At 69.8% G+C, this 26944-nt stretch carries 25 protein-coding genes; 17 read left to right on the forward strand and 8 right to left on the reverse strand.

Annotated elements, in window-relative coordinates; translation table 11 throughout:
* Window positions 1-161: 161 nt before the first annotated feature.
* From cobO to K8O92_18185, 3 genes are all read left to right on the forward strand, one after another.
* The gene (gene cobO, locus K8O92_18175) at window positions 162-776 is read left to right on the forward strand and encodes a cob(I)yrinic acid a,c-diamide adenosyltransferase (GenBank protein UAK29917.1); all 615 of its coding nucleotides are present in this window, start codon (window positions 162-164) and stop codon (window positions 774-776) included.
* 91 nt (window positions 777-867) lie between these two features.
* Window positions 868-2400, forward strand: a complete 1533-nt coding sequence (locus K8O92_18180; GenBank protein UAK29918.1) for a cobyrinate a,c-diamide synthase — start codon at window positions 868-870, stop codon at window positions 2398-2400.
* Entirely contained in the window at window positions 2387-2755 is a 369-nt protein-coding gene (locus K8O92_18185; GenBank protein UAK29919.1) for a cobalamin biosynthesis protein, read from the forward strand. The genes K8O92_18180 and K8O92_18185 overlap by 14 nt, the downstream gene beginning before the upstream one ends.
* Window positions 2756-2812: 57 nt before the next feature.
* On the opposite strand, the gene K8O92_18190 is transcribed toward K8O92_18185, so the two are convergent.
* Together K8O92_18190 and K8O92_18195 are read right to left on the reverse strand one after the other, a co-directional pair.
* The gene (locus K8O92_18190; protein ID UAK29920.1) at window positions 2813-3910 is read right to left on the reverse strand and encodes a hypothetical protein; all 1098 of its coding nucleotides are present in this window, start codon (window positions 3908-3910) and stop codon (window positions 2813-2815) included.
* 2 nt (window positions 3911-3912) lie between these two features.
* Entirely contained in the window at window positions 3913-5043 is a 1131-nt protein-coding gene (locus K8O92_18195) for a phosphotransferase family protein (protein ID UAK29921.1), read from the reverse strand.
* 328 nt (window positions 5044-5371) lie between these two features.
* Here K8O92_18195 and K8O92_18200 point away from each other — a divergent pair, with 328 nt between their 5' ends.
* Together K8O92_18200 and K8O92_18205 are read left to right on the forward strand one after the other, a co-directional pair.
* Window positions 5372-6658 carry a DoxX family protein gene (locus K8O92_18200; protein UAK35780.1) on the forward strand — a complete coding sequence of 429 codons (1287 nt, stop codon included), beginning with the start codon at window positions 5372-5374 and terminating at the stop codon, window positions 6656-6658.
* Window positions 6659-6854: 196 nt separating this feature from the next.
* Window positions 6855-8129, forward strand: coding sequence for a DoxX family protein (locus tag K8O92_18205; GenBank protein UAK35781.1), 1275 nt, complete (start codon window positions 6855-6857; stop codon window positions 8127-8129).
* A gap of 27 nt (window positions 8130-8156) precedes the next feature.
* Here K8O92_18205 and K8O92_18210 read toward each other — a convergent pair whose 3' ends face one another.
* Window positions 8157-8600 carry a nucleoside deaminase gene (locus tag K8O92_18210; protein UAK35782.1) on the reverse strand — a complete coding sequence of 148 codons (444 nt, stop codon included), beginning with the start codon at window positions 8598-8600 and terminating at the stop codon, window positions 8157-8159.
* 492 nt (window positions 8601-9092) lie between these two features.
* Here K8O92_18210 and cobA point away from each other — a divergent pair, with 492 nt between their 5' ends.
* Entirely contained in the window at window positions 9093-10367 is a 1275-nt protein-coding gene (gene cobA / locus K8O92_18215) for a uroporphyrinogen-III C-methyltransferase (protein ID UAK29922.1), read from the forward strand.
* Between the two features lie 44 nt (window positions 10368-10411).
* Here cobA and K8O92_18220 read toward each other — a convergent pair whose 3' ends face one another.
* Entirely contained in the window at window positions 10412-11068 is a 657-nt protein-coding gene (locus K8O92_18220) for a LysE family translocator (protein UAK29923.1), read from the reverse strand.
* A gap of 99 nt (window positions 11069-11167) precedes the next feature.
* Between K8O92_18220 and K8O92_18225 the strand changes: the two genes are divergently transcribed.
* A complete protein-coding gene (locus K8O92_18225) occupies window positions 11168-11563 on the forward strand; it encodes a hypothetical protein (GenBank protein ID UAK29924.1) in 396 nt (131 codons plus the stop codon).
* Between the two features lie 195 nt (window positions 11564-11758).
* Window positions 11759-13219, forward strand: a complete 1461-nt coding sequence (locus tag K8O92_18230; protein ID UAK29925.1) for an MFS transporter — start codon at window positions 11759-11761, stop codon at window positions 13217-13219.
* 1 nt (window position 13220) lies between these two features.
* Here the strand turns inward: K8O92_18230 and K8O92_18235 are convergent, their stop codons facing one another.
* Together K8O92_18235 and yaaA are read right to left on the reverse strand one after the other, a co-directional pair.
* Window positions 13221-13634 carry a PPOX class F420-dependent oxidoreductase gene (locus tag K8O92_18235; protein ID UAK29926.1) on the reverse strand — a complete coding sequence of 138 codons (414 nt, stop codon included), beginning with the start codon at window positions 13632-13634 and terminating at the stop codon, window positions 13221-13223.
* A 102-nt stretch (window positions 13635-13736) separates the two neighbouring features.
* Complete coding sequence (yaaA, locus tag K8O92_18240) at window positions 13737-14480, reverse strand: peroxide stress protein YaaA (GenBank protein ID UAK29927.1); 744 nt, start codon at window positions 14478-14480, stop codon at window positions 13737-13739.
* Window positions 14481-14538: 58 nt separating this feature from the next.
* Here yaaA and K8O92_18245 point away from each other — a divergent pair, with 58 nt between their 5' ends.
* Both K8O92_18245 and K8O92_18250 read left to right on the forward strand, forming a co-directional pair.
* Window positions 14539-16296 carry a proline--tRNA ligase gene (locus tag K8O92_18245; protein UAK29928.1) on the forward strand — a complete coding sequence of 586 codons (1758 nt, stop codon included), beginning with the start codon at window positions 14539-14541 and terminating at the stop codon, window positions 16294-16296.
* A 178-nt stretch (window positions 16297-16474) separates the two neighbouring features.
* Window positions 16475-18226, forward strand: coding sequence for an acyl-CoA/acyl-ACP dehydrogenase (locus K8O92_18250; GenBank protein ID UAK29929.1), 1752 nt, complete (start codon window positions 16475-16477; stop codon window positions 18224-18226).
* 118 nt (window positions 18227-18344) lie between these two features.
* Here the strand turns inward: K8O92_18250 and K8O92_18255 are convergent, their stop codons facing one another.
* Together K8O92_18255 and K8O92_18260 are read right to left on the reverse strand one after the other, a co-directional pair.
* Window positions 18345-18779, reverse strand: coding sequence for a ferritin-like domain-containing protein (locus tag K8O92_18255; protein UAK29930.1), 435 nt, complete (start codon window positions 18777-18779; stop codon window positions 18345-18347).
* Window positions 18776-19324 carry a hypothetical protein gene (locus tag K8O92_18260; protein UAK35783.1) on the reverse strand — a complete coding sequence of 183 codons (549 nt, stop codon included), beginning with the start codon at window positions 19322-19324 and terminating at the stop codon, window positions 18776-18778. Before K8O92_18260 ends, K8O92_18255 begins: the two co-directional genes overlap by 4 nt.
* A gap of 209 nt (window positions 19325-19533) precedes the next feature.
* Here K8O92_18260 and rimP point away from each other — a divergent pair, with 209 nt between their 5' ends.
* From rimP to K8O92_18295, 7 genes are all read left to right on the forward strand, one after another.
* The gene (gene rimP / locus K8O92_18265) at window positions 19534-20199 is read left to right on the forward strand and encodes a ribosome maturation factor RimP (GenBank protein ID UAK29931.1); all 666 of its coding nucleotides are present in this window, start codon (window positions 19534-19536) and stop codon (window positions 20197-20199) included.
* Entirely contained in the window at window positions 20196-21227 is a 1032-nt protein-coding gene (gene nusA / locus K8O92_18270; protein UAK29932.1) for a transcription termination factor NusA, read from the forward strand. Before rimP ends, nusA begins: the two co-directional genes overlap by 4 nt.
* 32 nt (window positions 21228-21259) lie before the next feature.
* Window positions 21260-21682 carry a YlxR family protein gene (locus K8O92_18275; GenBank protein UAK29933.1) on the forward strand — a complete coding sequence of 141 codons (423 nt, stop codon included), beginning with the start codon at window positions 21260-21262 and terminating at the stop codon, window positions 21680-21682.
* Window positions 21683-21790: 108 nt separating this feature from the next.
* Complete coding sequence (infB, locus tag K8O92_18280) at window positions 21791-24820, forward strand: translation initiation factor IF-2 (GenBank protein UAK29934.1); 3030 nt, start codon at window positions 21791-21793, stop codon at window positions 24818-24820.
* A gap of 73 nt (window positions 24821-24893) precedes the next feature.
* A complete protein-coding gene (locus tag K8O92_18285; protein UAK29935.1) occupies window positions 24894-25184 on the forward strand; it encodes a DUF503 domain-containing protein in 291 nt (96 codons plus the stop codon).
* 100 nt (window positions 25185-25284) lie between these two features.
* A complete protein-coding gene (gene rbfA / locus K8O92_18290; protein UAK29936.1) occupies window positions 25285-25728 on the forward strand; it encodes a 30S ribosome-binding factor RbfA in 444 nt (147 codons plus the stop codon).
* A 13-nt stretch (window positions 25729-25741) separates the two neighbouring features.
* Window positions 25742-26743, forward strand: a complete 1002-nt coding sequence (locus tag K8O92_18295) for a bifunctional oligoribonuclease/PAP phosphatase NrnA (protein ID UAK29937.1) — start codon at window positions 25742-25744, stop codon at window positions 26741-26743.
* Window positions 26744-26944: the final 201 nt, after the last annotated feature.

Below are 26944 nucleotides of genomic sequence, written 5' to 3' on the forward strand. Positions count from 1 at the left end.
CCCGGTCGGCGGCGCCGGCTCCGCGCGGATGTCTCGCGACGGCGTGCCCGGCAATGGCCCGACACCGGCGCCGGACGGGGAAACCCGTGCGCTCGCTGTCTGGACGCGGAGTCGAGTGCGGATCGGATCGTGGTGATCCGAGGACAAGCTAAGGAGATTCGATGCCCAAGGGTGTTCCGGAGACCGTTCCCGACGACGGGCTGACCACGCGGCAGCGGCGCAATCAGCCGGTGCTCGCGGTGCACACCGGGCCGGGTAAAGGCAAGTCGACCGCGGCGTTCGGGATGGCGTTGCGGGCCTGGAACCAAGGCTTCGACGTCGCGGTGTTCCAGTTCGTGAAAAGCGCCAAGTGGAAAGTGGGGGAGGAGGCGGCCTTCCGTGCCCTCGGCACGCTGCACGAGCAGACCGGAGCGGGCGGGCCGGTCGAGTGGCACAAGATGGGCGAGGGCTGGTCCTGGACCCGCAAGCAGGGCGACGAGTCCGACCATGCAGCGGCCGCCCTGGCCGGTTGGCAGGAGATCGCCCGCCGCCTGCGGGCTCAGCAGCACCGCTTCTACGTCCTCGACGAATTCACCTATCCCCTGAAATGGGGCTGGGTGGACGTCACCGAAGTCGTCGACACCCTCCGCGACCGCCCCGGCAACCAGCACGTCGTCATCACCGGCCGCGACGCCCCGCAACCACTGCTCGAAGCCGCCGACCTGGTAACGGAAATGACCAAACTCAAACACCCCATGGACGCGGGCCGCAAAGGCCAGCGAGGCATCGAATGGTAGCCGTCCCACCCTCCCCGCCGAGTGGCACATCGCCGGGGCGAGTCGCCGGATGCCGCCACGGTGGAGTGCCACTCGCGCAGCGGGGGCGGGGATGAGGGCCGTGGTGGTGGCGGCGCCGGCGTCGGGGAGCGGGAAGACGACCGTTGCGACCGGGTTGGTGGGGGCGCTGCGGCGGGTGGGGCATCGGGTGGCGCCGTTCAAAGTGGGGCCGGATTACATCGATCCGGGGTATCACGGGTTGGCGGCGGGGCGGCCGGGGAGAAACCTGGATCCGGTGTTGGTGGATGCGGATCGTGTCGCCCCGCTGTACCGGCACGGCGCGCGGGGATGCGATCTGGCGGTGGTCGAGGGCGTGATGGGGCTGTTCGACGGCCGGATCGATGAGCGGTACTCCGGCCCGGCGGCCGAGGGATCGACGGCGCAGGTCGCGGGCCTGCTCGGCGCCCCGGTGGTGCTGGTGGTGGACGCGCGCGGCCACAGCCAGAGCCTGGCGGCGCTGTTGCACGGATTCGCCACCTTCGACAGCGGCGTCCGGCTGGGTGGGGTGATCTTGAACCGGGTCGGCAGCGAGCGGCACGACCAGGTGCTGCGCGCGGCCTGCGATCGGGTCGGGCTGCCGGTGCTCGGGTCGCTGCCGCGCCTGGCCGAACTGGAGGTCCCCTCCCGGCATCTGGGCCTGATTCCGGCCGTGGAACACGGTTCGGCCGCGACGGCGGCGGTGGCGGCGATGACCGACCTGGTCGCCGCGCACGTGGACCTGTCCGCCATCGCGGCACTCGCTCGCTCGTCGGTCACCGGGCCCGCGTGGGATCCCGCCACCGCCGTGCGTGGTCCGGAAGGCAGCCACGATGCATCCACCGGGCCGCTCCTCGCTGATTCGGATACGCGCGTCGCGACGCTCCTCGGCGGTGACTCGTGCGGGACCGCCGGGACGCTGCCTGGCGGTGCGTCACGGCCCGCCGACGAAAGCGTTCGTGATCCGCTCGCCGGGCGGGACGGGCCCCTGATCGCCATGGCCGGTGGCCCGGCCTTCACGTTCGGTTATGCCGAACATCGTGAGCTGCTGGTGGCGGCGGGAGCGCACGTGGCGGTGTTCGATCCGCTGCACGACGAATTGCCCACCGGCGCCGCCGGACTGGTGCTTCCGGGCGGTTTTCCCGAGGAGCACGCCGCGGAGCTGGCCGCGAACTCCGGTCTGCTGCGGGGGGTGGCCGACGCCGTCCGGCACGGCATGCCGGTGCACGCCGAATGCGCCGGACTGTTGTATCTGACCCGGTCGCTGGACGGGCACCCGATGGCCGGGGTGGTGGACGCCGACGCCGCGTTCGGGCCGCGCCTGACACTCGGTTACCGGGACGCCGTCGCGTTGGCCGACTCGCCGTTGTGGCGGGCAGGGGAACGCGTTCGTGGACATGAATTCCACCGCACGCGACTGGTCTCCGAGCCGCCACGGGATCCGGCGTGGGGCTGGCGCGGCGCGACGGGAGAGCCTGCGCGGGAAGGGGCGCTGGTCCGGAATGTGCACGCGTCATATCTGCATACGCACCCGGCCGGATATCCCGAAGCGGTAGCTCGATTCGTCACCGCCGCCGCGGAATTCGCGAGTTCTCGTGCTCTCGGCTGAGTTCGTCGTCGGCATCGGGTTGCGGCCGCGCACACCGGCCGGCACGATCCGTGCCGCATTGCGCGAGGCGGCGGGCGATCACCGGATCGCGTGTCTGGCCACGCTCGCTCAGCGCGGCGCCGAGCCCGGCTTGCGCGCGGTCGCCGCCGAGCTGGGGGTACCGCTGCGGTCTTATTCCGCCGCTGAACTGTCCGCGGTCGTCGTGCCCAATCCAGGAAGCCGGACGCGCTCGGCCGTGGGGACGGCGAGTGTCGCCGAAGCCGCTGCCCTGCTGGCTTCTGACGGTGGGCCGCTGGTGCTGCCCAAACGCGTTGTGCGGGGCGTGGTGCTGGCGGCGGCGCTGCACCACGGATAGATCTTACGATCGACCGGGAACAACCACCGAAGTCACAGCGCGGCGGACGCCGGTGGTTCAGGGTGCGACCGAGCCCCAGTCGGCGAAGCCGGTGGGGTCGTGGCGGCCGATGCTGGCGTGTTCGAACAGGCCCCAGCCCTCCGCGTCGCCGCAGCGGGCGTGGGCGACGTGGTCGATCACGCCGAAGGGGGTGCGGGCGGCCACCGCCGGGTCGGTGAGGTCGTAGCGGCTGGAGGAGGACCAGTCCCGGCCTTTCCACTGGCCGTGCTGCCAGTCGGGATCGCCGCCGTAGCCGCAGCCCACGTGCAGCGGGACGCCGGTGCCGGTGGTGATCTCGATCTCGATGGGCTTGCCGTCGGGCGTGGTCAGCTCCAATCGCGCACCGACGGGAATTCTTGTGCCCGGACGATAGTCGATCGAGATGCGGGGCCAGCCGAGCTGCTCGGTGCGTCCGTCGGGCCAGACCCGGGTCGCGTCGTTGAGTGTGCGCGTGCCGTCCGGCTCCTCCTGCACGATGACCACGACGGCGAAGTCCTCGAACCGCAGCGGCGCGTACAGCCACCAGAAGCCGCCCGCGGGTTCGGCGGCCGCGCGTCCGGGCGGCTCGGTCTCGCCGACCGGGCGGATGCCCCACGAACGGTCTCTCGTTCCGGTCCACACCGCCCGGTCGACCGGTATGTCGTCGCCGTCCACGTGCAGTGTGCCCGCCCAGGAGCCGACCTGCGCGAACCGGGACGCGTCGATGATCGGGCGGTTGCCGGAGAGGATCAGATGCGGTTGTTCCTGAACCGCGGGAAATGCGCCGGTCCAGGTGAGATCGAAGCCGAGATCGTCGTGGTCGCAGACCACGCGGATGCGCCGCAGCGGCTCGAGCACCTCGACGCGGTAGCCGCCGACGCGCTGGTCGAGGCTCCGGTCGCCGAGCGCGTCGGAGAACCGCACCGCCCGCAGCGCGTCACCGCGGCGGACGGCGGCGTAGGCGTCGGTCACGCCGAGGTTGGGATACACGCCGAAACCGGTGATCAGCAGGGTGCCGCCGGCACGGTCGTGGGCGTTGAAGTAGCTGCGGTCGTAGAAATTCCGATCGCTGGAGGCCACCCGCGCCAGCGAGAGCGGGGTCTGGTGGATGGGGTACTCGTCCAAAGGCACAGGCATGGTCAGTCCCATTCGTAGGTTCCGTCGAGCAACGCTTCCAGAGCGGCCCGGTGCATGACGTAGTCGTCGCGGTCGGGAGTGTCGCTGTCCTCGCCGAAGTGGATCATCCTGCGCTTCACCCGCGCCATCACGATCGCGTGCCGCAACGCGGCGTAGACGAGGTAGAAATCGAGATCACGCACCGTGTGCCCGGTCAACCCCTCGTATCTCGACACCACGTCGTCGCGGCGGAGGAAGTCGGGGAGCCCGGGCTGTCCGAAGCGGGTGGCCAGATCCTGGAAGAACCGGTGGATGAAGATCACCCAGCCCAGGTCCAGTTCGCGCGGCGCCAGCGCGGCCATCTCCCAGTCCAGCACCGCCACGGGCTCGAATTCGCGGTAGATGATGTTGCCCGGCCGGGCGTCGCCCCAGCTGAGCACGTCCGGGCCGGGGTCCGCGGGCCAGTGCTCGTCGAGCCAGGCGAAACTCCGCTCGATCAGCGGGATCGCGAATCCGTCGTCCGCGAGCCCCCACCGGTACCACGAGCGCTGCGCGGCGACATGCCTGCGCAGCGCGTCGCCCGGCCCGCTCAGCGCGGGGAACAGCGCCGCGGGATCGGGGATGGCGTGGATCTTGGCGATCACCTCGACCGTGTTGTGCGTGAGCCGGAGACGTTCGGCGGGAGTGGCGTCGAACAGCCAGCCGACGAAGACGTACGGCGGGTTGTCCGAGGGCACGCGTCCGTCGACCCGGCGCATCACGAAGAACGGAGCGCCGAGCGGTTCGTCGTCGTTCTCCAGCCAGCAGAGGCCGGGCACCGGCACGTCGGTCGCCGCGGCCACGCCCGCCATCACCTGGTACTGCGTGGGCAGGTCGTAGGTCTGGAACACCGGAAACGATCCCGCGTCGGGCGCCATACGCGCGACGAACGACCCACGCTCCGGCCGCGCCGCGGCGCTCCATTCGGCGTCGAACAGGATGGTCGTGCTGGACATGCCGCCGGACTGCGGACGTGACAACCCGGAGATGCGCGGCAGGTCGTCCGCGGAGACCTTCGTGTCCAGCCAGCGCGCCAAGTCGCCGGCCAGCGTGTCCAGGTCGCGTTCGCTGACGGTCAGTTGCTGTCGCTGCGCCGGGTCCGGATCGTCGGTCATGGTGTCCTCCTGACACGTGCGGCCCGGGTGCACCGTCCCGCGATGCGCCGGGATACGCGACTGTAACGCGTTCTAGTTATCGGCGGGGCGGAACCGGTGACGAATTCCGGTGCGGCATGGGCGCCGGGCGGTGGGGCAGGCACGTAGACCGAAAGACGTACCCGGAAATCCGGGGTTTTCCCTGAGGTCATCCCATGATCGGGTCGGATACGTTCGGCTCGCGGAAAGTGTTGTCGGCGAGGGGAGCGGTGTGAGTACGGTCGGAACGGATGTCGTCGAGGGCGGCAGTGGCGAGGCTCCGGCCGGCGACCAGCGGCGGCCCTGGAGCCTGCCGGCCCGGATCGCGTTCCGCTTCGTCTTCGCCTACTTCGGGCTGTTCTGTGTGGTGTTCGCGCAGATCTTGTTCGTGTTCACCGGAATCGTGAGCAAGTGGCTGCCGGATACCGCGATCATGTGGCAGATGCGCGCGACGGGCCCGCTGGTCGGTTGGGTCGGCGAGCACGTCTTCGGTGTCGAAGCCGTCCTGCGCGAGGACTCGGGCAGCGGCGACCAGGCCGGTATCTGGGTGCTGATCTTCTGCGAACTCGTCGCGGCGGTGGTGATCACTCTCGTCTGGTCGATCCTCGATCGACGCCGCCGGGACTACACGACGCTGCGCAACTGGTTCGTCCTGTTCGTCCGGCTGTGTCTGGGCGGCCAGATGCTCTTCTACGGTATGGCCAAAGCGGTTCCGTCGCAGATGCCCGCGCCGTCGCTGACCGCGCTGCTGCAACCGTACGGGACGATGAGCCCGGCCTCGGTGCTCTGGAACCAGGTCGGCGCCGCGCCCGCGTACGAAATCCTGCTCGGCACAGCCGAAGTGCTCGGCGGCCTGCTGCTGTTCGTGCCACGCACCGCGACGGTCGGCGCGCTGCTCAGCCTGGTGAGCATGGCGCAGGTCTTCGTGCTGAACATGACCTACGACGTGCCGGTGAAGATCCTGTCGTTCCACTTGCTGCTGCTGTCGGTGCTCGTGCTGGCGCCACAAGCCGGGCGACTGGCCGACGTGCTCGTGCTGTCCCGCCCGGCCGGGCCGGCCACGCAGCCGGCGTTGTTCGCTTCCCGCCGCGCGAATCGGATCGCGGCGGTGATGCAAGTGGCCCTCGGACTGTGGGTGCTGCTGGGCACCGTGTTCATCACCTGGGAGGCATGGCGCGAAGCGGGAGACGGCGCGCCGAAGCCCGCGCTGTACGGCATCTGGACCGTCGGCGAGTTCACCAGGGACGGGCATCCGGCGCCACCGCTGCTCACCGACGACAGCCGCTGGCGCCGGGTGATCTTCGACCGCCCGGGCACGACGGTGCAGAAGATGGACGACTCGTTCGTGCCCGTCGTCGCCGAGATCGACGAGGCCGCGCACACTCTCGTGCTGTCGGCGCCGCCACAGTCGCCGGACTCGCCGCCGTCCCGCTTGGGCGCCTTCACCTTCGCCCGGCCCACGGCGGACACGCTGGAGCTGACCGGAGACCTGAACGGAACGCCGGTGACGCTGTCGCTCGACCGGATGGACCTGAATTCCTTCCCGCTGCGCAGCCGCGGCTTCCACTTCGTCCAGGAATACCCGTACTTCCGCTGATCTCGGAGGTCCGCGGCCGTGAGTCCGGTACGGCGATCCCGCCGAAACCCCGTGCGCGCGCCGCACTTTTCGATACCTTCGGTCTGCATCAATTCGGACTGGAGGGACCGCCGTGACCGAAGCGATCCTCGAGCGGACCGACACCGGCACCGACGCGGAGGAGTCCGGTGCCCGGCCCTGGCGCGGCGCGACCCGAGTGGCGTTCCGCTTCGGTGTCCTGTACTTCGGGCTGTTCTGCCTGGTGTATCCAACGATCGTCCCCGAGTTCCTCGGACTGGCGCGCGAATGGCTGCCGGAGTGGGTGAACTACGGCGTCGCCCGTGCTCTGCGCCCGGTGGTCGAGTGGACCGGGGCCCAGGTGTTCGGCGCGTCCGTCACGGCGAACACGGCGTCCATCAGCGGCGACCAGGCCTACTTCTGGGTGCTGATATTCGTCGTCCTGGTGGTCGCGGTGCTCGCAACGGCGATCTGGAGCGTGCTGGACCGCGACCGCCCGCACTACCGGGCCGCGCAACCGTGGTTCCTGCTGTTCGTGCGCTTGTGCCTGGCCGGGCAGATGGTGGCCTACGGCATGGCGAAGGTCATCCCGACCCAGATGCCGCCCACACCATTGAGCCGGCTGCTCGAGCCGTACGGGAATTTCAGTCCGATGGCGGTGCTCTGGAACCAGATCGGTGTGTCGCCGCAGTACGAGATCCTGCTCGGCTGCGCGGAATTGCTCGGCGGCGTTCTGCTGTTCGTGCCGCGCACCGCCTTGCTGGGAGCGATGCTGAGCCTGGTGTGCACGACGCAGGTGTTCGTGCTCGACATGACCTACGACGTGCCCGCGAAGATCTTGGCGTTCCACCTGATGCTTTTGTGCCTGGTACTGCTGGCGCCGGAGGCCGGGCGCCTGGCGAACGTGCTGGTGCTGAACCGGCCCGCCGGACCGTCGGTCATCCCGCCGCTGCTGGGCACGCGACGAGCCAACCGGATCGCGGTCGCCGCGCAGATCGCGCTCGGGGTGTGGCTGCTGTTCTCGAACGCGTACAGCGGCTGGGAGAAGTGGACCGAACAGGGTGCTGGACGGCCGGAACCTCCGTTGTACGGCATCTGGGCGGTCACCGAATTCAGTGTGGACGGCAAGCCGCTTCCGCCGCTGACCACCGACGCACTGCGCTGGCAGCGCCTGGTGTTCGACCGGGACGTCGCCACGGTGCAGCGCATGGACGGCCAACTGATCCCGGTGCTCGCCATGGTCGATCCCGAGGCGCGCACCCTGGTCATGGTCGCACCGCCGACAGCCGCGGGCGCACCACCGGAACCCCTGGGCAGCTTCGGTTTCGATCGGCCGCAACCCGAGCGGCTGACCTTGACGGGCACGCTCGCCGGGCAGCCGGTCTCGGTCGCGCTGAGCTCGGTCGCGCTCGACGACTTCCCCTTGCGCAGCCGCGGATTCCATTGGGTGCAGGAATACCCGTACTTCCGCTGACTCGCCTGGCTCGGCCGACGGCCCCCGTCACGCCTCGAGATCGTCGGCCACGCCGATGTCCTCGTACCACAGCGCGGGATGCTCGGCGATGAATCGGGTCATCAGATCGATGCAGCGCCGGTCTTCCAGAACGGTGACGGCGACGCCGTGCCCGGCCAGCCACTCGTGCCCGCCCGAGAAGGTCCGCGACTCCCCGACCACCACCGACCCGATGCCGAACTGGCGGATCAGACCGCTGCAATACCAGCACGGCGAGAGCGTGGTGACCATGACGGTGGCGCGGTAGTCACGCCGCCGTCCCGCCGCGCGGAAGGCGTCGGTCTCGGCGTGCAGGCTGGGATCGCCGGACTGCACCCGGCGGTTGCGGCCGCGCCCGAGCAGCGTTCCGCCCGCGTCGAACAGGGCGGCGCCCACCGGGATCCCGCCTTCGGCGAGTCCACGCAGTGCCTCCTCGTAGGCGACGTCGAGCAGTCGTGCCGGTGTCACCTGTGTCATCGGTTCGCCTTTCCGATCGAGACGGCTCCACCGCAACCTACCGCCGACGGCTGCCGAATCGTTGGTTACCGCTGGTCACAGCGGTGTTCCGGGGCAGTGAGCACCGCCCGGCCAGCGGCACCACAGCGGGCACGAGCGTGCCCGCCCGCCCGTCTCGGATCCGCCGCCCACTGCCGGCCGCCCTCGTTCCGGATCGTGCGTCGATGGTGTTCCGACGGTCCGTTCCGGTGGCCGTTCGGCCGAGGGCGTCCGACGCCGCGACGCTGATCCTCGACGTCTCGCCCGCTCGCGCGTGGAGCTCGTCGACCAGGGAAGTTGTCCACTGATCGCTCGCAGTTCGCCGAAGGGGCGCCCATCGCCGGTCGCACCAGGACCGCCGTGATCGTGGCTTGCGCTCCAGGGAACCCGCGAAGGCGGGGTGCCGGTCGATTGCCGGTGCCGAACCGCCACGCCGTAGGCTCGAAACTTGTGCCGAACACGTCAGACGCAACGCAAGACCAGCCAACCGGCGACCCGAACTACCTGGTCGGGCTCGATCTGCACGGACGGCGCGTCGTCGTGGTCGGTGGCGGCACAGTGGCGCAGCGCCGACTGGGGTTGCTGATCGCCTCCGGCGCGGACGTCCACGTGGTGAGCCGTGCGGTCACGCCCGCTGTCGAGGGGATGGCGACCTCCGGGCAGATCACCGTCACCCTGCGCGAGTACGCCGACGGCGATCTCGACGGCGCCTGGTACGCGATCGCCTGCACCGACGAGCCCGAGACCAACGCGGCCGTGGTGGCCGAGGCTACCCGGCGGCGGATCTTCTGCGTGCGCGCCGACAACGCGCGGCTGGGCACCGCGGTCACCCCGGCCACCGCGCGCTACGACGGACTGACCCTCGGTGTGCTGGCCAGCGGGGAGCACCGGCGCTCGGCGGCCGTGCGCAACGCCTTGCTGGAGGCCCTGCAATCGGGTGTGGTGAGCGATGACTCGACACCGATCGCGCCCGGCGTCGCCCTGGTGGGCGGCGGCCCCGGCGATCCCGATCTGATCACCGTGCGCGGGCGGCGGCTGCTGGCCAGGGCGGACCTGGTGGTCGCCGACCGGCTCGCGCCGCCGGAACTGCTCGCTGAACTCGGGCCCGAGGTCGAGGTGGTCGACGCCGCGAAGATCCCGTACGGACGGGCGATGGCGCAGGAGGCGATCAACAACGCGCTGGTCGAAGGCGCGAAGGCGGGCAAATTCGTGGTGCGGCTCAAGGGCGGCGACCCGTATGTGTTCGGGCGCGGCTACGAGGAAGTGGAGGCCTGCGTCGCCGCCGGGGTGCCGGTCACGGTGGTGCCGGGCGTCACCAGTCCCATTTCGGTACCCGCCGCGGCGGGCATCCCGGTGACGCACCGGGGCGTCACCCACGAGTTCGTCGTGGTGAGCGGGCACGTCGGGCCCGACCATCCGGATTCGCTGGTGGACTGGCCCGCGCTCGGTCGTCTGCGCGGCACCCTGGTGCTGATGATGGCGGTCGAACGGATCGAACAGTTCGCCACGGCACTACTGGACGGCGGACGCCCCGCGGGCACACCCGCCACGGTCATCCAGGAAGGAACGCTGCGCACCCAGCGCGTGCTGCGCGCCGATCTCGGCACGGTGGCCGCCCGGGTACGTGAGGAAGGCATCCGTCCGCCCGCGATCGTGGTCATCGGCCCGACCGCCGGATTCTCCGCCGACACCATCGCCCCGCAAGTCGATTCCGCGGCGGGATAAGGCTCACCCCCCGTTCACGGTGTGAGCCCGATCTCCCGACGCTCTCATGCCTGGGCGCGACCGGTGGCCGCGAGCGCCCCGCCCAGGCCGGTCAGCGCGATCCCGGCAGTGGTATCGAGCGCCATACGTGGCCCGCGGCGACGCAACACTCGACGGAAACGAGCGGCGGTCAGGACGAACAGCAGCCACCAGAGGCACCCGATCGCGATGTCGACAGCGCCCAGCAGCAGGATCTGGGGTGCCGCCGCGGACGCGGGGGACACGAACTGCGGCAAGACCGCGACGAAGAACAGCGCGGCTTTCGCATTCAACACGTTGGCGGTGAATGCCTGCGCCCATATCCGCGTCGGCGCGGAATCCGCCGACGGCGATGAGGTCGTCGAAGAACTGTCGCCGAGGTCGTGGCAGCGCCACCCGTGATAGGCGTCGCGCAACGCCTGAAAACCCAGGAAGACCAGGTATGCGGCGCCGGCGAGTTTGACGATGGTGAACACCTCGGCGCTGGTCGACAAGATCGCTGACACACCGAGCGCGGCAGCGGTCATGTGCACGATCAACCCGGTCTGCACACCGACCGCCGCGCTGATGCCCGCGGTGGGTGACCGGGTGGCATGACGCAGCACCACAAACCAGTCCGGGCCTGGAATCACATAAGCCAGTAGCGCTGCGACCACGAAGCCCCACAGCAAGTGAGTAGCCACGTGCACCCTCCATTCTGTGTCCGGTCTCGCTTCGCCGAGTCTCGTAACCCGTTGACGGAAGCGAGCATTGGACGAACCTGTTTCCGATAGGGTTCGATTGTGGCGAAAAAACGAATCAACGCACCCATTCTGCTGGCAGCGTCCGCCGCGCTTGTGGCGTTCGGCCCGGTCCTCGCGCCGGCGAGCGCGCAAACACAGCTGCAGGCTCCCGAGGTCGGCTTCGCCGGCACCGCGCCGGGAGTCGTGACCGCGACCGTGCACAACCCCAACGGCACCGGCCGGTGCTGGGCCGAAGCCGGTGTCGGCCCCGAGAACAATCACCGCTTCTTCGGCAACGGCGGCCCGGAGTCGATGGCAGGTCCCGGCCAGACCGTGACCGCGACCCTGGAAGGCCTCGAATCGGGCACGACCATCACCGCCCGGGGCGGCTGTTTCGATGACACCCCCACCGGCGGGATGCCGTTCAGCGAGCTGGTGACGGTCACCGTCCCCTGATATGCACGCCGAGGCGACCGACACTGTCGCGGCACGGTTCGCCGGGCCGATACCGCGCGCGATGCGCGTCGACGGCGGCTCGCCGGATCGGCGAGAGCGCCGCTGGTCGCGGCTCCGGCCGGATCAGTGGGTGGGCGAAGGTGGTCGCGGCATCAATTACAGTGACTCACTGTGCTTCGGAACCCCGCTGCGACGATGCAGTATCCAGTGACGCAGCGGGCCTTCGGGCTCGCCATCCTAGTGCTGAGCGGATTGCAGCTCATGGTCGTGCTGGACGGCACGGTGGTGATCTTCGCGTTGCCGCGGCTGCAAGAGGAGATGGGGCTGTCCAGCGCGGGTAGCGCCTGGACGGTGACGTCCTACGGGCTCACCTTCGCGGGTTTGATGCTGCTCGGCGGCAGGCTCGGCGATGCTTTCGGCCGCAAGCGCATGCTGGTCGTGGGCGTGGCGCTATTCACCCTGGCCTCGCTGCTGTGCGGGCTCGCGCAGAACCAGGCCATGCTGCTCGCGGCGCGGGCCTTGCAGGGCGCGGGCGCGGCGATCGCGGCGCCGACCGCGTTCGCGCTCGTGGCGACGACCTTCGCGCCGGGCAAGGCGCGCAACCAGGCGATCGCGATCGTCGGCTCCATGGTCGGCATCGGTTCGGTCGGCGGGCTCGTGGTCGGCGGCGCGCTGACCCAGTTGTCCTGGCGGTGGATCTTCCTGATCAACGTCCCGATCGGCGCGCTGATCATCCTGGGCGCGGCCTACAAACTCGCCGACACCGAACACCACCGCTCGGCTCTCGACATCCCCGGCGCGTTCCTCGGCACCATCGCCTGCGCGTCCATCGTGTTCGGCGCCACCGAGGGACCGGAGATCGGGTGGGGACACCCGGCGATCATCGGTTCGCTGATCGCGGGTGTCGTGCTGCTGATCGTTTTCGTGGCGCTGGAACGGCGGGTGGACGACCCGCTGTTGCCTTGGTCGCTGTTCGACAGCCGCGACCGCATCGCCACCTTCCTGCTGATCTTCCTGGCCGGCGGCGTGCTCGGCGCGATGACCTTCTTCGTCGCCCAGTTCATGCAGAACGTCATCGGATACGGCCCGCTCAAGGCGGGCGTCGCGGCGATCCCGTTCACCGTCGGCATCGGCGTCGGCGGCGCGGTCGCCTCCAAGGCGGCGCTGTACATCGCGCCGCGCTGGCTGCTCGCGGGCGCGGCCGTGGTGCTCGGCGTCGGATTGCTGTTCGGCTCGACCCTCGACGGCGAGGTGCTGTACTTCGCGACGCTGCTGCCCCTGCTGGTGGTCATCGGCTTCGGCGTCGGCGTCGCCATGGTGCTCTCCCCGCTGTGCGTGCTGGTCGGCGTGCCCCCGGCCAATATCGGTCCGCTGGCCGCGGTCGGGCAGATGTTCATGAACCTGGCCACGCCGGTGGCCATCGGCCTGCTCACCCCGATCGCCGCCTCCCGCACGCTGTCGCTGGGCGGCCGCACCGAAAAGGTGACCGGGATGACGCCCGCCGAGATCTCCGCGCTGGGCGACGGTTACACGCTGGTGCTGTTCGTCTGCGCCCTCATCGCGTTCGCGACCGGATTGGTCGCTCTGACGCTGCGGTTCACCCCGCAGCAGCTGGCGATGGCCCAGCACGCTCAGGAGGAAGCGCAGCAAGTCTGAGTCAGAACCTGCCCGCCACTCGCCTCGGCGTCACGCGCACGATGACGCGCGGTCCGTCGGCGGAGGAGGCCGGATTGAAGTCGGCGTACTTGCGTCCGGTGTACTTCACCGACAGTTCGTCGGGCAGCGTCTTGTCCGGGTCGGGGGTGATCGTCGCGGTGCCCCGGATCTCCGCGTAGACGTACGGGTTGTCCGGCGGGTTGATCAGCACGGTGATCCGTGGGTCGCGGGCGAGGTTCTTGCCCTGCTGTCGATCGGTGGTGGTGGAGAAGAGCAGATCGTCGCCGTCGCGCTTCAGCCAGATCACGGTCAGGTGCGGCTGGCCGTTCGGGCCGTTCGTGGCCGCGGTGGCGAACACTCGCTCTTCGTCCAGGTACTTCTTCAGGTCATCGGAAAGCACTGCGGTACTGGTCACGTTCGGGGCGAACAATACAGTGCCGCATTGCATTCCCCGCCGCGGAAACGTCGAGTCACCGTCTGCTCGTTTCCGCGGGAACCCGAGGTAGCGGCGAGCCGGTCAAGTGATGATCACCATTTCGGTGGGCGAGGCGATCTCGGCGCGCAAACCGGCCTTGGCGGCCACCCGCGCGACGCCGCGGATGTCGGCCGGTTCGGCCCTGGTGAGCACCAGGGCGCGCGCGAGCAGGCCCTTGTGGTGCTTGTTGAAATGACTCACCACCGTGCGTGACCCGTCCGGATGCTCGGTGAGCACGTTCGCGGTGATCGCGCCGGGCACCCGGCCCAGTTGCTGATAGGTCCCCGAGCGCAGGTCGACGACGAGTTCGCCCGCGGCTTCGGCGAGCAGCGCGGCGGCCAGCTCGTCGCGCCAGACGGCCGAAAGGGACGGCAGCCCGGGCAGCTTGGAGCCGCCGGACAGCCGGTAGGCGGGGATCGGGTCACCCGCGCGGACCGCGCCGAACAGGGCGGAGCCGATGCCGAGCCGGGCATAGGCCTTCGCTCGTTGACTTTTGGTGAACGAGCGTGCGTCGAGCGCGTCGTAGAGGACGCCGGTATAGCGCTCCAACGCCGGCCGGGTCGGTGCGGTGCGCAGTGCGGCGTTGCGAGCGATCTCGCCGTCGGCGGCCTTGCCGAGCCCCAGGGCGGTCCGTGAGCCTTCCGGATCGGCCGCCAACCGCACCACTTCATCGATCAGTCTGGCGCGCACCGCCGTGAGCTGCGGCATCGCCAGCGAGTCCAGTGCGAGCGGCGCCCCGGCTCCGCCGTCGGACTTGGTTTCGGAAGGAGGCAGCAGCACCAGCACGAACGAATACGGTAATGCGCTGCGACCAGCGTCCGGCCAGCGACTACCCTGTGCTTCCGTGATCACCCGCCTCTCCCGCCTGTTCCTGCGAACCCTCCGTGACGATCCCGCCGACGCGGAGGTGGCCAGCCACAAACTCTTGGTCCGTGCCGGCTACGTGCGCCGCGTCGCCCCGGGTGTCTACTCGTGGCTGCCGCTGGGGTTGCGCGTGCTGCGCAAGGTCGAGGACGTGGTACGCGAGGAGATGGACGCGATCGGCGCTCAGGAGATCTCACTACCGGCGCTGCTGCCGCGCGAACCCTACGAGACGACCAACCGGTGGACCGAGTACGGCGACGGCCTGTTCCGGCTGCGCGACCGCAAGGGCGCGGACTACCTGCTCGGCCCGACCCACGAGGAACTCTTCGCGCTCACCGTGAAGGGCGAGTACAGCTCCTACAAAGACCTTCCGGTCACGCTGTACCAGATCCAGACCAAATACCGCGACGAGGAGCGTCCGCGCGCGGGCATCCTGCGCGGGCGGGAGTTCGTGATGAAGGACTCCTACTCCTTCGACCTGGACGAGGACGGGCTGAAGGCCAGCTACGCCGCGCACCGGCAGGCCTACCAGCGCATCTTCGACCGGCTGCGGGTCGAGTACGTCATCGTGGCGGCCACCTCGGGCGCGATGGGCGGCAGCGCGTCGGAGGAATTCCTCGCCGACAGCCCCGTCGGCGAGGACACCTACGTGCGCTGCCCGGAATCGGGCTACGCGGCCAATGTGGAGGCGGTGGTCACGCCCGCTCCCGAGCCGTTGCCGATCGAAGGGCAGCCCGAGGCCGTCGTGCACGACACCCCTGACACCCCGACCATCGCGACGCTGGTCGACTGGGCCAACGCCGCCGGGATCGCCGAGCGCTACGGTCGGCCCGTCACCGCGGCCGACACCCTGAAGAACGTCATGGTCAAGTTGCGCCATCCCGACGGCAAGACCGAGATCATCGGCATCGGCGTCCCCGGTGACCGCGAGGTGGACGACAAGCGCCTCGGCGCCTCGGTCGAACCGGCCGAAGTGGAGCTGCTCACCGAAGCGGACTTCGCCGAGAATCCGTTCCTCGTCAAGGGTTACATCGGCCCGAAGGCATTGCAGGCCAACGGTGTTCGCTACTTGGTCGATCCTCGCGTCGGCACCGGCACCAGCTGGATCACCGGCGCCGACGAACCGGGCAAGCACGTCGTCGGCTTGGTCGCGGGCCGCGACTTCACCCCCGACGGCACCATCGAGGCGGCCGAGGTCCGCGACGGTGATCCCTCGCCCGACGGGCGCGGCACGCTGGTGGCGGCCCGAGGCATCGAGATCGGCCACATCTTCCAGCTCGGCAACAAGTACACCGACGCGTTCGAGGTGGACGTGCTCGGTGAGAACGGCAAGCCGGTCCGGCTGACCATGGGTTCCTACGGCATCGGCGTCTCGCGGATGGTCGCGGTGATCGCCGAGCAGCAGCACGACGACAAGGGGCTGCGCTGGCCCGCGTCGGTAGCGCCCTACGACGTGCACGTCGTCATCGCGAACAAGGACGAGGCGGCCCGCGCGGGCGCCGAAGAGGTGGTCTCGGGGCTGCACGCCCAGGGCCTGGACGTGCTCTTCGACGATCGCACCGCTTCGCCCGGCGTGAAGTTCAAGGACGCCGAGCTGCTGGGCATGCCGTTGGTGCTGGTGATCGGCCGCGGCTGGGCCGAGGGCAAGGTGGAACTGCGTGACCGCTTCACCGGCGAGACCGAGGAAGTCCCTGCCGCGTCGGCGGTGGACGCGGTGGTGGCCGCAGTCCGGGGCTGAGGTGTCTGCGAACGGCTCTCGGCCGATCCCGCTGGGAGCCGTTCCGTAGGGCGGCCATCGGGTCTGCGCAAACCCGTGGAGCCGGATGCGCCACCTACGCCACCGTAACTGGAATTTGCTGGTCACGGATCCACAGACGCTGTCCACGCTGCCGTTACCCGCTGGTAAGTTAACCGGCATGACAAACACCGACGCGCGGCTGTTCAATCCCGCCACCTATGACCCGCAGCAGTTCGACGCCGAGACGCGGCGCCTGTTGCGCGCCACCATCGAGTGGTTCGAGGGCCGGGGCAAACAGCGTCTGCTCGCCGACGACGCGAACGCGGTGTGGACGGCGGACTTCCTCGACTTCGTGAAGAAGGAGAAGCTGTTCGCCACCTTCCTGACTCCCGCGGCCTACGCCGACGGCGACCCGAACCGCCGCTGGGACGCCGCGCGCAACGCGGCGCTGTCGGAGATCTTCGGCTTCTACGGCCTGGCGTACTGGTACGCCGAGCAGGTGACCATCCTCGGCCTCGGCCCGATCTGGCAGAGCGACAACGAGGCGGCCAAGAAGCGCGCGGCAGCCGATCTGTCCGACGGCGAGGTGATGGCATTCGGCCTGTCCGAGCAAACCCACGGCGCCGACATCTACAACACCGACCTGGTGCTCACTCCGACCGAACCAGGCAGCGCGGACGCCCAGGCCGGAATCCTGTTCCGCGCCAACGGCGAGAAGTACTACATCGGCAACGGCAACGTCGCCAGCATGGTGTCGGTGTTCTCCCGCCGCGCCGACCTCGAGGGCGCCGACGCGTACGTCTGGTTCGCCGCCGACTCCCGGCACGAGAACTATCGCCTGCTCGGCAACGTGGTGCACCAGCAGATGTACGTCAGCACCTTCCGCCTGGAGAACTACCCGGTGCGCGCCGAAGACATCCTGCACACCGGGCCCGAGGCCTTCTCCGCGGCGCTGAACACCGTGAACGTGGGCAAGTTCAATCTCTGCCACGGCGGCATCGGCATGGTCGAGCACTCGTTCTACGAGGCGATCACGCACGCGAACAACCGGATTCTCTACGGCAACCCGGTCACCGACTTCCCGCACGTGCGTGGCAACTTCGTCGACGCCTACGCGCGCATCGTCGCGATGAAGCTGTTCAGCGACCGCGCGATCGACTACTTCCGCAGCGCGAGCCTCGAGGACCGCCGGTACCTGCTGTTCAACCCGATGACCAAGTCCAAGGTGACCTCCGAAGCCGAGACGGTCATGACGTTGCTGCTGGATGTGCTGGCCGCCAAGGGCTTCGAGAAGAACACCTACTTCGCCGAGGTGCAGCGGCTGATCAACACCCTGCCCCGGCTCGAGGGCACGGTGCACGTGAACGTCGGGCAGATCCTGAAGTTCATGCCGAACTACCTGTTCGACCCGCAGGACTACCCCGAGATCGGGACCCGGCAGGACGCGGCCGACGACGCGTTCTTCTGGCGCCAGGGCCCGGCCCGCGGCGCGGGCAAGGTCCGGTTCGCCGACTGGACGCCGATCTACGACAAGCACGCCGACATCCCGAACGTGGGCCGGTTCTACGAGCAGGCGCGAGCGCTGCGCGCCCTGCTGACCACGGCGGCGCCGGACGCGAGCCAGCAGAAGGACCTGGACTTCATGCTGACCATCGGCCACCTGTTCTCCCTGGTGGTCTACGGCCAGCTGATCCTGGAGCAGGCCGCGATCACGGGCCTGGATCGTGACCTGATCGACCAGATCTTCGATTTCCAGATCCGCGATTTCAACGCCTACGCGACCGCGCTGTACGGCAAGCCGTCGGCAACTCCCGACCAGCAGGGCTGGGCGGCGTCCGCGCTGCGTCCGCCGGTCGCCGATCGTCCGCGCTTCGACCGTGTGTGGGCCGAGGTGGCCTCCTACGACGGCGCCTACGAGATGCGGCCGTAGATCGCGTACGTCCAGCCGACGGCGGTCACGGGCTGTCCCTGGGCCGCCGGCGGCTCGACAACACCCACGGCGCGTCGGATCCAGGGTGACCGCGCCGATGCCGGCGATCGGGTCCCGGTCAGGCTTTGCCGGGGAACGCGACGGTGGGCGGGTTGGCGCCGAGGATCGACTGCCACGTGGCCAGCCGGAGGGCGGCCTCGGTGAGCGCGTCGACACCGGTGCGCCGGATGGTCATGGACGCACCGCGTTCGACCACCGACCGCCAGGCGACGGCGACATCGGACTCGACCGTGACGGCCAGCCGCGCGGCCGAGATCGGATCGGTGACCGGAAACGGCACCGTGTAGGCGGCGTCGGGCGGCGGCACCGTCGCGCCGCCCAGGGCGAGGACGTCGGCGGTGGTGTCGCGCCGGGCTCGATGCGCCGCGGTGTGTTCGGCGATCAGCCTGGTGCGCTCGGGCGAGGCGTAGGCGGCGATCACCCCGTAGGCGTACACCGCGCCGTACTCGGCGTTCAGCGCGTCGATCAGCGCTCGGCGCTCGGTCTCCGTCATGCCAGCAGCACCCCCGCCTGCACCGCGCAGGCCGCGCTGATCGAGGCGAGCAATCCGGCCCGGTACCCGGACAGGGCGCGGGCCAGATCGGCGGCCGCTCTCCGGGACTCGGCCAGCTGCGCGCGCAGCGCCTCGACGGTCGGCGGCGCGGTGGGCGGCACGGCGCTGCCCGAAGCCACCGCCGACGGGCCGGATCCGCCTGCTCGGGTGCGATGCGCCGGTTTCGTGCCGTCGGCGTAGACGCCGATCACGCGGTCGATCTCGGTGCGCAAGGCATCGGCGTGCGCGGTGCGCTCGGCCGCGATCGCGGTCAACGCGGCGTGCCGATCGGGCGCGATCGCGATGGCCGCGGTCGCCGCAGCGGCGTCGGCGCGGGCCGCGATCTCCTGTGCGGCAAGCGGATCCGGTTCGTGGACCACGTCGTCGCCGGTGCATCCGGCCAGGGCGCCGAGGGCGAGGACGCCGACTGTTCCGCCCCCCGCGAGGCGTAGTGCGCTGCGACGATCCAGGGCGGCGAGACGGGACTCGTGCCGGTCGGACGGCATGCCGGAGATGCGCCCGGCACGCGGCGGGGCGGGAAGGCGGATGGGCACGGCACCATCGTGCCAGATTCGCGGTGCGCCACCGGACCAGCGTCGGCCGTGGCGCACGGACTCCTCGACCGCTGGTCCTTTACACTCTCGTGGCGCGTTACGCTAGACCTTCGGTAGAGAATTCTCCCGCCGCGTCACAACTGAACCAGGAGCCGCCCCACATGCCGATGCCGACCGAGGAAAGGGTGAGCCAGCTCGTAGCTGGTCTCGTAGAACGCCGGGGATTCGACCTCGAGGGCGTCGAGATCTCGACGGCCGGCAAGCGCGAGGACACGCAGGCTCGGATTCAGGTGACCGTGGACGCCGACACTTCCGATCTGGACTCCCTGGCGAGCCTCAGCACGGAGTTGTCGGCGCTGCTGGACGACGCGGGGGATTTCGGCGAGACGCCGTACTTGCTGGAAGTCACGACTCCGGGCATCGATCGCCCCCTGACCGCCGACCGGCACTGGCGCCGGGCGCGTGGGCGGAAGGTGCGTGTCACGCTGCGCGAAGGCGCGCAGCCGCCGGAACGGTCGGCCGACTTCGAGGCTCGGGTCGGCGCGCTCACCGGTGATTCGGTGGCGCTGGTGCTCGGCGGCAAACGTGACCCACACCGGGTGACGGTCCCGCTCGCCGACATCGCCAGGGCCGTCGTACAAGTCGAGTTCTCCCCGCCCGGCGCGCGGGAACTGGAACTCGCGGGCGGCGTCGTTCCGGGGCGGCCTGTTCCGGGTCAGGAAGATGCGGTGGCGGCCGATGACGCCGCGGAACTCCGGGGAATACCGAATGCACTATCCGAATCAGTGACAGCATCCGATTCGCCGACCGAAGGGATCGTGGAATGAACATCGAAATCGAAGCCCTGCGCGCGATCGTCGCCGACAAGGGGATCTCGATCGAGACCGTGATCTCCGCGATCGAGTCGGCGCTATTGACCGCGTACCGCCACACCGAGGGCCACCAGCCCAACGCGCGCATCGACATCAACCAGAAGACCGGCGTGGTCCGGGTGATGGCGCGCGAGCTGGACGCCGACGGCAACGTGATCTCCGAGTGGGACGACACCCCGGAGGGGTTCGGCCGGATCGCGGCGACCACCGCCAGGCAGGTCGTGCTCCAGCGACTGCGCGACGCGGAGAACGAGAAGTCCTTCGGCGAGTTCTCCACCCACGAGGGCGACATCGTCGGCGGCGTGGTGCAGCGCGACGCGCGCGCCAACGCCCGCGGCACCGTGGTGGTGCGCATCGGCAGCGAGCTGCACGGCGCGGAGGGACTGATCCCGCCCGCCGAGCAGGTGCCGGGCGAGACCTACGAGCACGGCGACCGGATCAAGTGCTACGTCGTCGGGGTGTCCCGCGGGTCGCGCGGACCGCAGATCACGCTGTCGCGCACCCATCCCAATCTGGTGCGGCGCCTGTTCGCGCTGGAGGTGCCGGAGATCGCCGACGGCTCGGTGGAGATCGTCGCCGTGGCGCGTGAGGCGGGGCACCGATCCAAGATCGCGGTGCGCACCACGGTGCCGGGCGTCAACGCCAAGGGCGCGTGTATCGGCCCCATGGGGCAACGCGTACGCAATGTGATGAGCGAACTGGCCGGCGAGAAGATCGACATCATCGACTACGCCGACGATCCGGCGACCTTCGTCGGTAATGCGCTCTCGCCATCGAAAGTGGTTTCGGTCACTATCGTCGACCCGGACGCCAGGGCGGCTCGCGTCGTGGTTCCCGATTTCCAGCTCTCGCTGGCGATCGGCAAGGAAGGCCAGAATGCCCGCCTGGCCGCGCGCTTGACCGGCTGGCGCATCGATATCCGCAGCGACGCCGCACCCGATATGGGCGGCGGATCCGTTCGGACGGAGGCGCATCGCAGTTGACCGGAACCCGCCCGCGGAGTGCCCGGGATGACATGTTCGTAACTTCCGCGGGGGAGGGGTTCGGCGATCCGAGTGTGGCAGCGGTAGAGTGGTCCAAGGTTCAGTCCGAGCCTTCGGCTTCAATGCCCGATCGCACCACCGAGCAGCACCCGGCGCCCCGGCGCCCAGCCGCTCCCGTGCGAACGTGTATCGGATGCCGGAAGCGCGAACTAGCCGTCGATCTGTTGCGGATCGTGGCTCGGGACCGTGAGACCGGAGACGGCTCCCACGTCATCGAGATCGTTCCCGATTCGCGGCGCAGACTGCACGGACGGGGTGCCTGGCTGCACCCCCTTTCGGCTTGTCTGCGCGCGGCAGAACGGCGCCGAGCGATCGGCAGAGCACTACGAGTGTCCGGATATCTGGATATCTCAGCCCTGGAGCATTACCTCGAGAACAGGCACGAGCACTCATGAGCACACCGTGAAGTACCAACGATGAACGTCCATCGGAGATAACCCGAGGTCGTGCGGGCCGCCGTCCCCAGAACGGTGGAGCTGCTCGACCTCTCAGTGAGGAGAGCAGTGGCAGGCAAGGCCCGCGTGCACGAGTTGGCCAAAGAACTCGGTGTCACGAGCAAGGAACTACTCGCAACGCTCAAGGAGCAGGGCGAGTTCGTGAAGTCGGCGTCCTCGACGGTGGAAGCTCCCGTCGCGCGTCGGCTGCGTGAGTCGTTCGCGGCGAAATCCGCCCCGTCGAACGGCAACAAGTCGGGTGCACGCCCCGGACCGTCCGGCCGTCCGGCCGCCAAGCCCGCGGGCGGTGGCCCGCGTCCCGGTCCTCGTCCGCCGGCGCCCGCACCGGCGCCCACCGCGCAGGAGACCGCCGTTCCCGCCGCGCGCACCGGCGAATCCCCGGCCGTGAAGCCGGGCCCCGCCGCGCGTCCGGGACCGGCCCCGTCGGCCAAGCCCGCCGCGCGGGATTCGGTGACCCCGCAGGCCGCTGCGGCTTCGGGCGCGCCCGCGAGTTCCGCGCCCGCCCCGGCCGGACCGCGTCCCACGCCGGGTGGCCCGCGTCCCGGTCAGCAGCAGCGACCCAGCTCACCCGCCCAGGGTGGCCAGCGTCCGGGTGGCGCCGCTCCCGGCCCGCGTCCGGGGCCGAAGACCCCGCGTGTCGGTAACAACCCCTATTCGTCTGCGCCCGAGCGGCCCGCACCGCGTCCGGCCCCGTCCCAGGGTGGTCCGCGTCCGGCCCCGGCTCAGGGTGGTCCGCGTCCTGGCCCGGCTCAGGGTGGTCCGCGTCCCGGTCCGGCTCAGGGTGGTCCGCGTCCCGGTCCGGCTCAAGGTGGTCCGCGTCCCGGCGGCCCGTCCCAGGGTGGCCCGCGTCCCGGCGGCCCGCGTCCGAGCCCCGGCTCGATGCCGCCGCGTCCGAACCCCGGCGCCATGCCGTCGCGTGCGGCCCGTCCGGGCGGCGCCGGAGGCCCCGGCGCAGGTCGCCCGGGTCGTCCCGGTGGCGCAGGCGCCGGTCGTCCCGGCGGTGGCGGCGGCGGTGGCGGTGGTTACCGCGGTGGCGGTGGCGCCCCCGGTGCGGGTACCGGCGCTCCCGGTGCCGGTGGCGCGGCTGGTGGTTTCCGCGGTCGTCCCGGTGGCGGTGGTGGCGGCGGCGGTCGTCCGGGTGGTCCCGGTGGCCGTGGCGGCGCGGCAGGCGCGTTCGGCCGTCCCGGTGGCGCGCCCCGTCGTGGCCGCAAGTCGAAGCGGCAGAAACGGCAAGAGTACGACTCGATGCAGGCGCCCGCCGTCGGCGGCGTGCGGCTGCCGCGCGGCAACGGCGAGATCATCCGGCTCGCCCGCGGCGCGTCGCTGTCGGACTTCGCGGAGAAGATCGACGCGAACCCGGCCGCGCTGGTGCAGGCCCTGTTCAACCTCGGTGAGATGGTCACCGCGACCCAGTCGGTGAACGACGAGACCCTCGAGCTGCTCGGCAGCGAGATGAACTACGTCGTCCACGTGGTCAGCCCCGAGGACGAGGACCGCGAGCTGCTGGAGTCGTTCGACCTCACCTACGGCGAGGACGAGGGCGGCGAGGAGGACCTCGAACAGCGTCCGCCGGTCGTGACCGTCATGGGTCACGTCGACCACGGTAAGACCCGACTGCTGGACACCATCCGCAAGGCGAACGTCCGCGAGGGCGAGGCCGGCGGCATCACCCAGCACATCGGTGCCTACCAGGTGCTCACCCACCTCGGCGACGAGGACCGGCTCATCACCTTCATCGACACCCCGGGTCACGAGGCGTTCACCGCCATGCGTGCCCGCGGCGCGAAGGCCACCGACATCGCGATCCTGGTGGTCGCCGCCGACGACGGCGTCATGCCGCAGACGGTGGAGGCGATCAACCACGCGCAGGCGGCCGACGTGCCGATCGTGGTGGCGGTCAACAAGATCGACAAGGAAGGCGCCAACCCGCAGAAGGTTCGCCAGCAGCTCACCGAGTACGGCCTGGTCGCCGAGGAATACGGCGGCGAGACCATGTTCGTGGACATCTCCGCCAGGCAGAACATCAACATCGATGCGCTGCTCGAGGCGGTCCTGCTGACCGCGGACGCGGCGCTGGACCTGCGGGCCAACCCGGACATGGACGCTCAGGGCGTGGCCATCGAGGCGCACCTCGACCGCGGCCGAGGCCCGGTGGCGACCGTGCTCATCCAGCGCGGCACCCTGCGCGTGGGCGACTCGATCGTGGCGGGAGACGCCTACGGCCGAGTGCGCCGGATGGTCGACGAGCACGGCGAGGACGTCGAGGCGGCGTTGCCGTCGCGGCCGGTCCAAGTCGTCGGCTTCACGTCGGTGCCGGGCGCGGGTGACAACCTGCTCGTCGTCGACGAGGACCGGATCGCCCGGCAGATCGCCGATCGGCGCAATGCTCGCAAGCGCAACGCGCTGGCCGCACGCAGCCGCAAGCGGATCAGCCTGGAAGATCTGGATGCCGCGCTGAAGGAAACCAGCGAGCTGAACCTGATCTTGAAGGGCGACAACTCGGGTACCGTCGAGGCCCTCGAAGAGGCGCTGCTCGGGATCCAGGTCGGCGACGAGGTGCGGCTGCGGGTCATCGACCGCGGTGTCGGTGGCGTCACCGAGACCAACGTCAACCTGGCTTCGGCGTCGAACGCGATCATCATCGGGTTCAACGTCCGCGCGGAGGGCAAGGCGACCGAGCTGGCCAACCGCGAGGGTGTCGACATCCGGTACTACTCGGTGATCTACCAGGCCATCGACGAGATCGAGAAGGCCCTCAAGGGCATGCTCAAGCCGATCTACGAAGAGGTCGAGCTGGGCCGGGCCGAGATCAGGGCGATCTTCCGTTCGTCGAAGATCGGCAATATCGCCGGTTGCATGGTCACCTCGGGGTCGGTCAAACGCAACGCCAAGGCGCGCTTGCTCCGGGACAACGTGGTGATCGCCGAGACGATGACGATCTCGTCGCTGCGCCGGGAGAAGGACGACGTCATCGAGGTCCGCGAAGGCTTCGAATGCGGTATGACGGTCACCTACTCCGACATCAAGGAAGGCGACATCATCGAGGCCTACGAGTTGCGCGAGAAGCCGCGCGACTGAGCGACCGAGACGAACCCGGACGCCGCGCGACGCGCGGCGTCCGGGCTGCTCGTCCCGACAGTGGAGGGTGTGGGTGTACCTGGGTGCACTGGAATTCGACCTGCTGCTCGGCGATGTGCACTCACTGAAACAGAAGCGCTCGGTGATCCGGCCGATTCTGGCCGAATTGCAGCGTTTCGGTGTGAGTGCCGCCGAAGGCGGGGAACACGATCTATACCGTCGCTCGCTGCTGGGCGTGGCCATGGTCAGTGCCGGGATGGAGCACCTCACCGAGGTGCTGGACAGATGTGAACGGCATGTCGCGGCTCGTCCGGAGTTACAGTTGCTGGCGGTGCGCCGCCGAATCTTCGGTCCCGAAGACTGACCGCGGCCCAGCGACGGCGCGGAGGACGGAGCTGTGGTGGCCACGCCGGCCCATGCTCCGACCGCTATCGAACAGAGTTAGTAGTGAGGAGGAAACGGCCATGGTGGACCAAGCCAGGGCGCGCCGACTCGCCAAGCGGATCTCCTCGATCGTCGCGACCGCGATCGAATACGAGATCAAGGATCCGCGGCTGCGTTTCGTGACCGTCACCGACGCCAAGATCACCGGCGATCTCCGGGACGCGACGGTGTACTACACCGTGATGGGCGAAACCATCGACGCCGAACCGGATTACGAGGGTGCGGCCGCCGGTCTGGAGAAGGCCAAGGGTGTCCTGCGCTCCAAGGTGGGCGCGGGAACCGGGGTGAAGTTCACCCCGACGCTGGCGTTCGTGCTGGACCGGGTGCCCGACGCGGCGCGAGAGATGGAGGAACTGCTCGCCAGGGCGCGGGCCGCGGACGACGAGGTCGCCAAAGCGGCCGCCACGGCGCGGCACGCGGGCGATGCGGACCCCTACAAGGTCGAACGCGACGTCGACGAGTGACATGCGGTAGTCGATGACGACGATGCGGGAAACGGCCGACCTGGACACGGCCGTGGCGGCGCTGGACGCGGCGCGCTCGGTGACCATCGTCTGCCATGTGCAACCCGATGCGGACACCATAGGAAGCGGACTGGCGCTGGCGCTGGTCCTGCATCGGCGCGGGATTCCGGTACAGGTGTCGTTCGCCGAACCGGCGGAGCTGCCCGCATCCATGCGGTCGCTGCCGGGCGTGCGGCATCTGGTGGCGCCCGCCGAGGTGCGTGCCGAGGTCGACCTGCTGGTGGCGGTCGACTGCGGCAGCGCGGGCCGCCTGGGCGCGCTCGCCGACCGATTGCCCGGCGCGGCAACGACAATGGTGATCGACCACCATCGGTCCAACACGCGTTTCGCGGTGATCAACGTGGTCGATCCGGGCGCCGAGTCCACCACCAGCCTGATCGCACGGCTGCTCGACGCATGGGGCGTGCCGATCGACGCGGAGGTGGCGTATTGCCTCTATGCCGGTCTGGTCACCGACACGGGCTCGTTCCGTTGGGTGCGGCCAGGTACCCACGAACTGGCGGAACGGCTGCTGGCCACCGGGATCGACGGCGCGGAGATCGCCCGCACCTTGATGGACACGCACCCGTTCGGCTGGCTGCCGATGCTGTCGCGGGTGCTGGGGACGGCGCAGCTGGTCCCGGACGTGCGCGGCGGTGTCGGGCTGGTGTACGCGTTCGTGCGTCGCGACGACATCGACGACGTGCGGTCGGAGGAAGTCGAGAGCGTGATCGATATCGTGCGCACGACCGCCGAAGCGGGAATCGCCGCGGTATTCAAGCAATCCCGCGTGGCACCGGATCGGTGGACGGTGTCGCTGCGCTCGCGGGACAGTGGGGCGTGCGCGGGCGACGGGGTGGACGTCGCCGAGGTGGCCACCGCGCTGGGGGGCGGCGGGCACCGCTTCGCCGCCGGGTACACCGCCCACGGCGCGCCCGACGACCTGATCGGCGCATTGCTGACCGCGCTCGGGTGACCGTGGTTTTCGGAAACGTCCCGGCCCGAACCACTTACCGGTTCTGCCTCCGGATGCGTTCATGTCCGAGGCAGCGGACGGATCGATCGACGTCAGCGGCATTCGCGCGCGTGCGTGCTGACGCGCGGTCGTTCCCAGGGCCTGGTTGTCGCATTCACCTCGCTTCCACCGTTCGCTCGATTTCCGGGCGACTCATGCCCG

It is taken from the genome of Nocardia asteroides (assembly GCA_019930625.1).
Classification (GTDB): domain Bacteria; phylum Actinomycetota; class Actinomycetes; order Mycobacteriales; family Mycobacteriaceae; genus Nocardia; species Nocardia sputi.

Excerpts from the sequence above, each read along its gene's own strand:
- K8O92_18295 (UAK29937.1), top strand. The coding sequence starts at position 25,742 with ATGACGACGATGCGGGAAACGGCCGACCTGGACACGGCCGTGGCGGCG.
- K8O92_18250 (UAK29929.1), top strand. The coding sequence starts at position 16,475 with ATGACAAACACCGACGCGCGGCTGTTCAATCCCGCCACCTATGACCCG.
- nusA (UAK29932.1), top strand. The coding sequence starts at position 20,196 with ATGAACATCGAAATCGAAGCCCTGCGCGCGATCGTCGCCGACAAGGGG.
- K8O92_18255 (UAK29930.1), bottom strand. The coding sequence starts at position 18,779 with ATGACGGAGACCGAGCGCCGAGCGCTGATCGACGCGCTGAACGCCGAG.
- K8O92_18195 (UAK29921.1), bottom strand. The coding sequence starts at position 5,043 with ATGACCGACGATCCGGACCCGGCGCAGCGACAGCAACTGACCGTCAGC.
- K8O92_18180 (UAK29918.1), top strand. The coding sequence starts at position 868 with ATGAGGGCCGTGGTGGTGGCGGCGCCGGCGTCGGGGAGCGGGAAGACG.
- rbfA (UAK29936.1), top strand. The coding sequence starts at position 25,285 with ATGGTGGACCAAGCCAGGGCGCGCCGACTCGCCAAGCGGATCTCCTCG.
- K8O92_18230 (UAK29925.1), top strand. The coding sequence starts at position 11,759 with ATGCAGTATCCAGTGACGCAGCGGGCCTTCGGGCTCGCCATCCTAGTG.
- rimP (UAK29931.1), top strand. The coding sequence starts at position 19,534 with ATGCCGATGCCGACCGAGGAAAGGGTGAGCCAGCTCGTAGCTGGTCTC.
- cobO (UAK29917.1), top strand. The coding sequence starts at position 162 with ATGCCCAAGGGTGTTCCGGAGACCGTTCCCGACGACGGGCTGACCACG.
- K8O92_18190 (UAK29920.1), bottom strand. The coding sequence starts at position 3,910 with ATGCCTGTGCCTTTGGACGAGTACCCCATCCACCAGACCCCGCTCTCG.
- K8O92_18275 (UAK29933.1), top strand. The coding sequence starts at position 21,260 with ATGTTCGTAACTTCCGCGGGGGAGGGGTTCGGCGATCCGAGTGTGGCA.
- K8O92_18260 (UAK35783.1), bottom strand. The coding sequence starts at position 19,324 with ATGCCGTCCGACCGGCACGAGTCCCGTCTCGCCGCCCTGGATCGTCGC.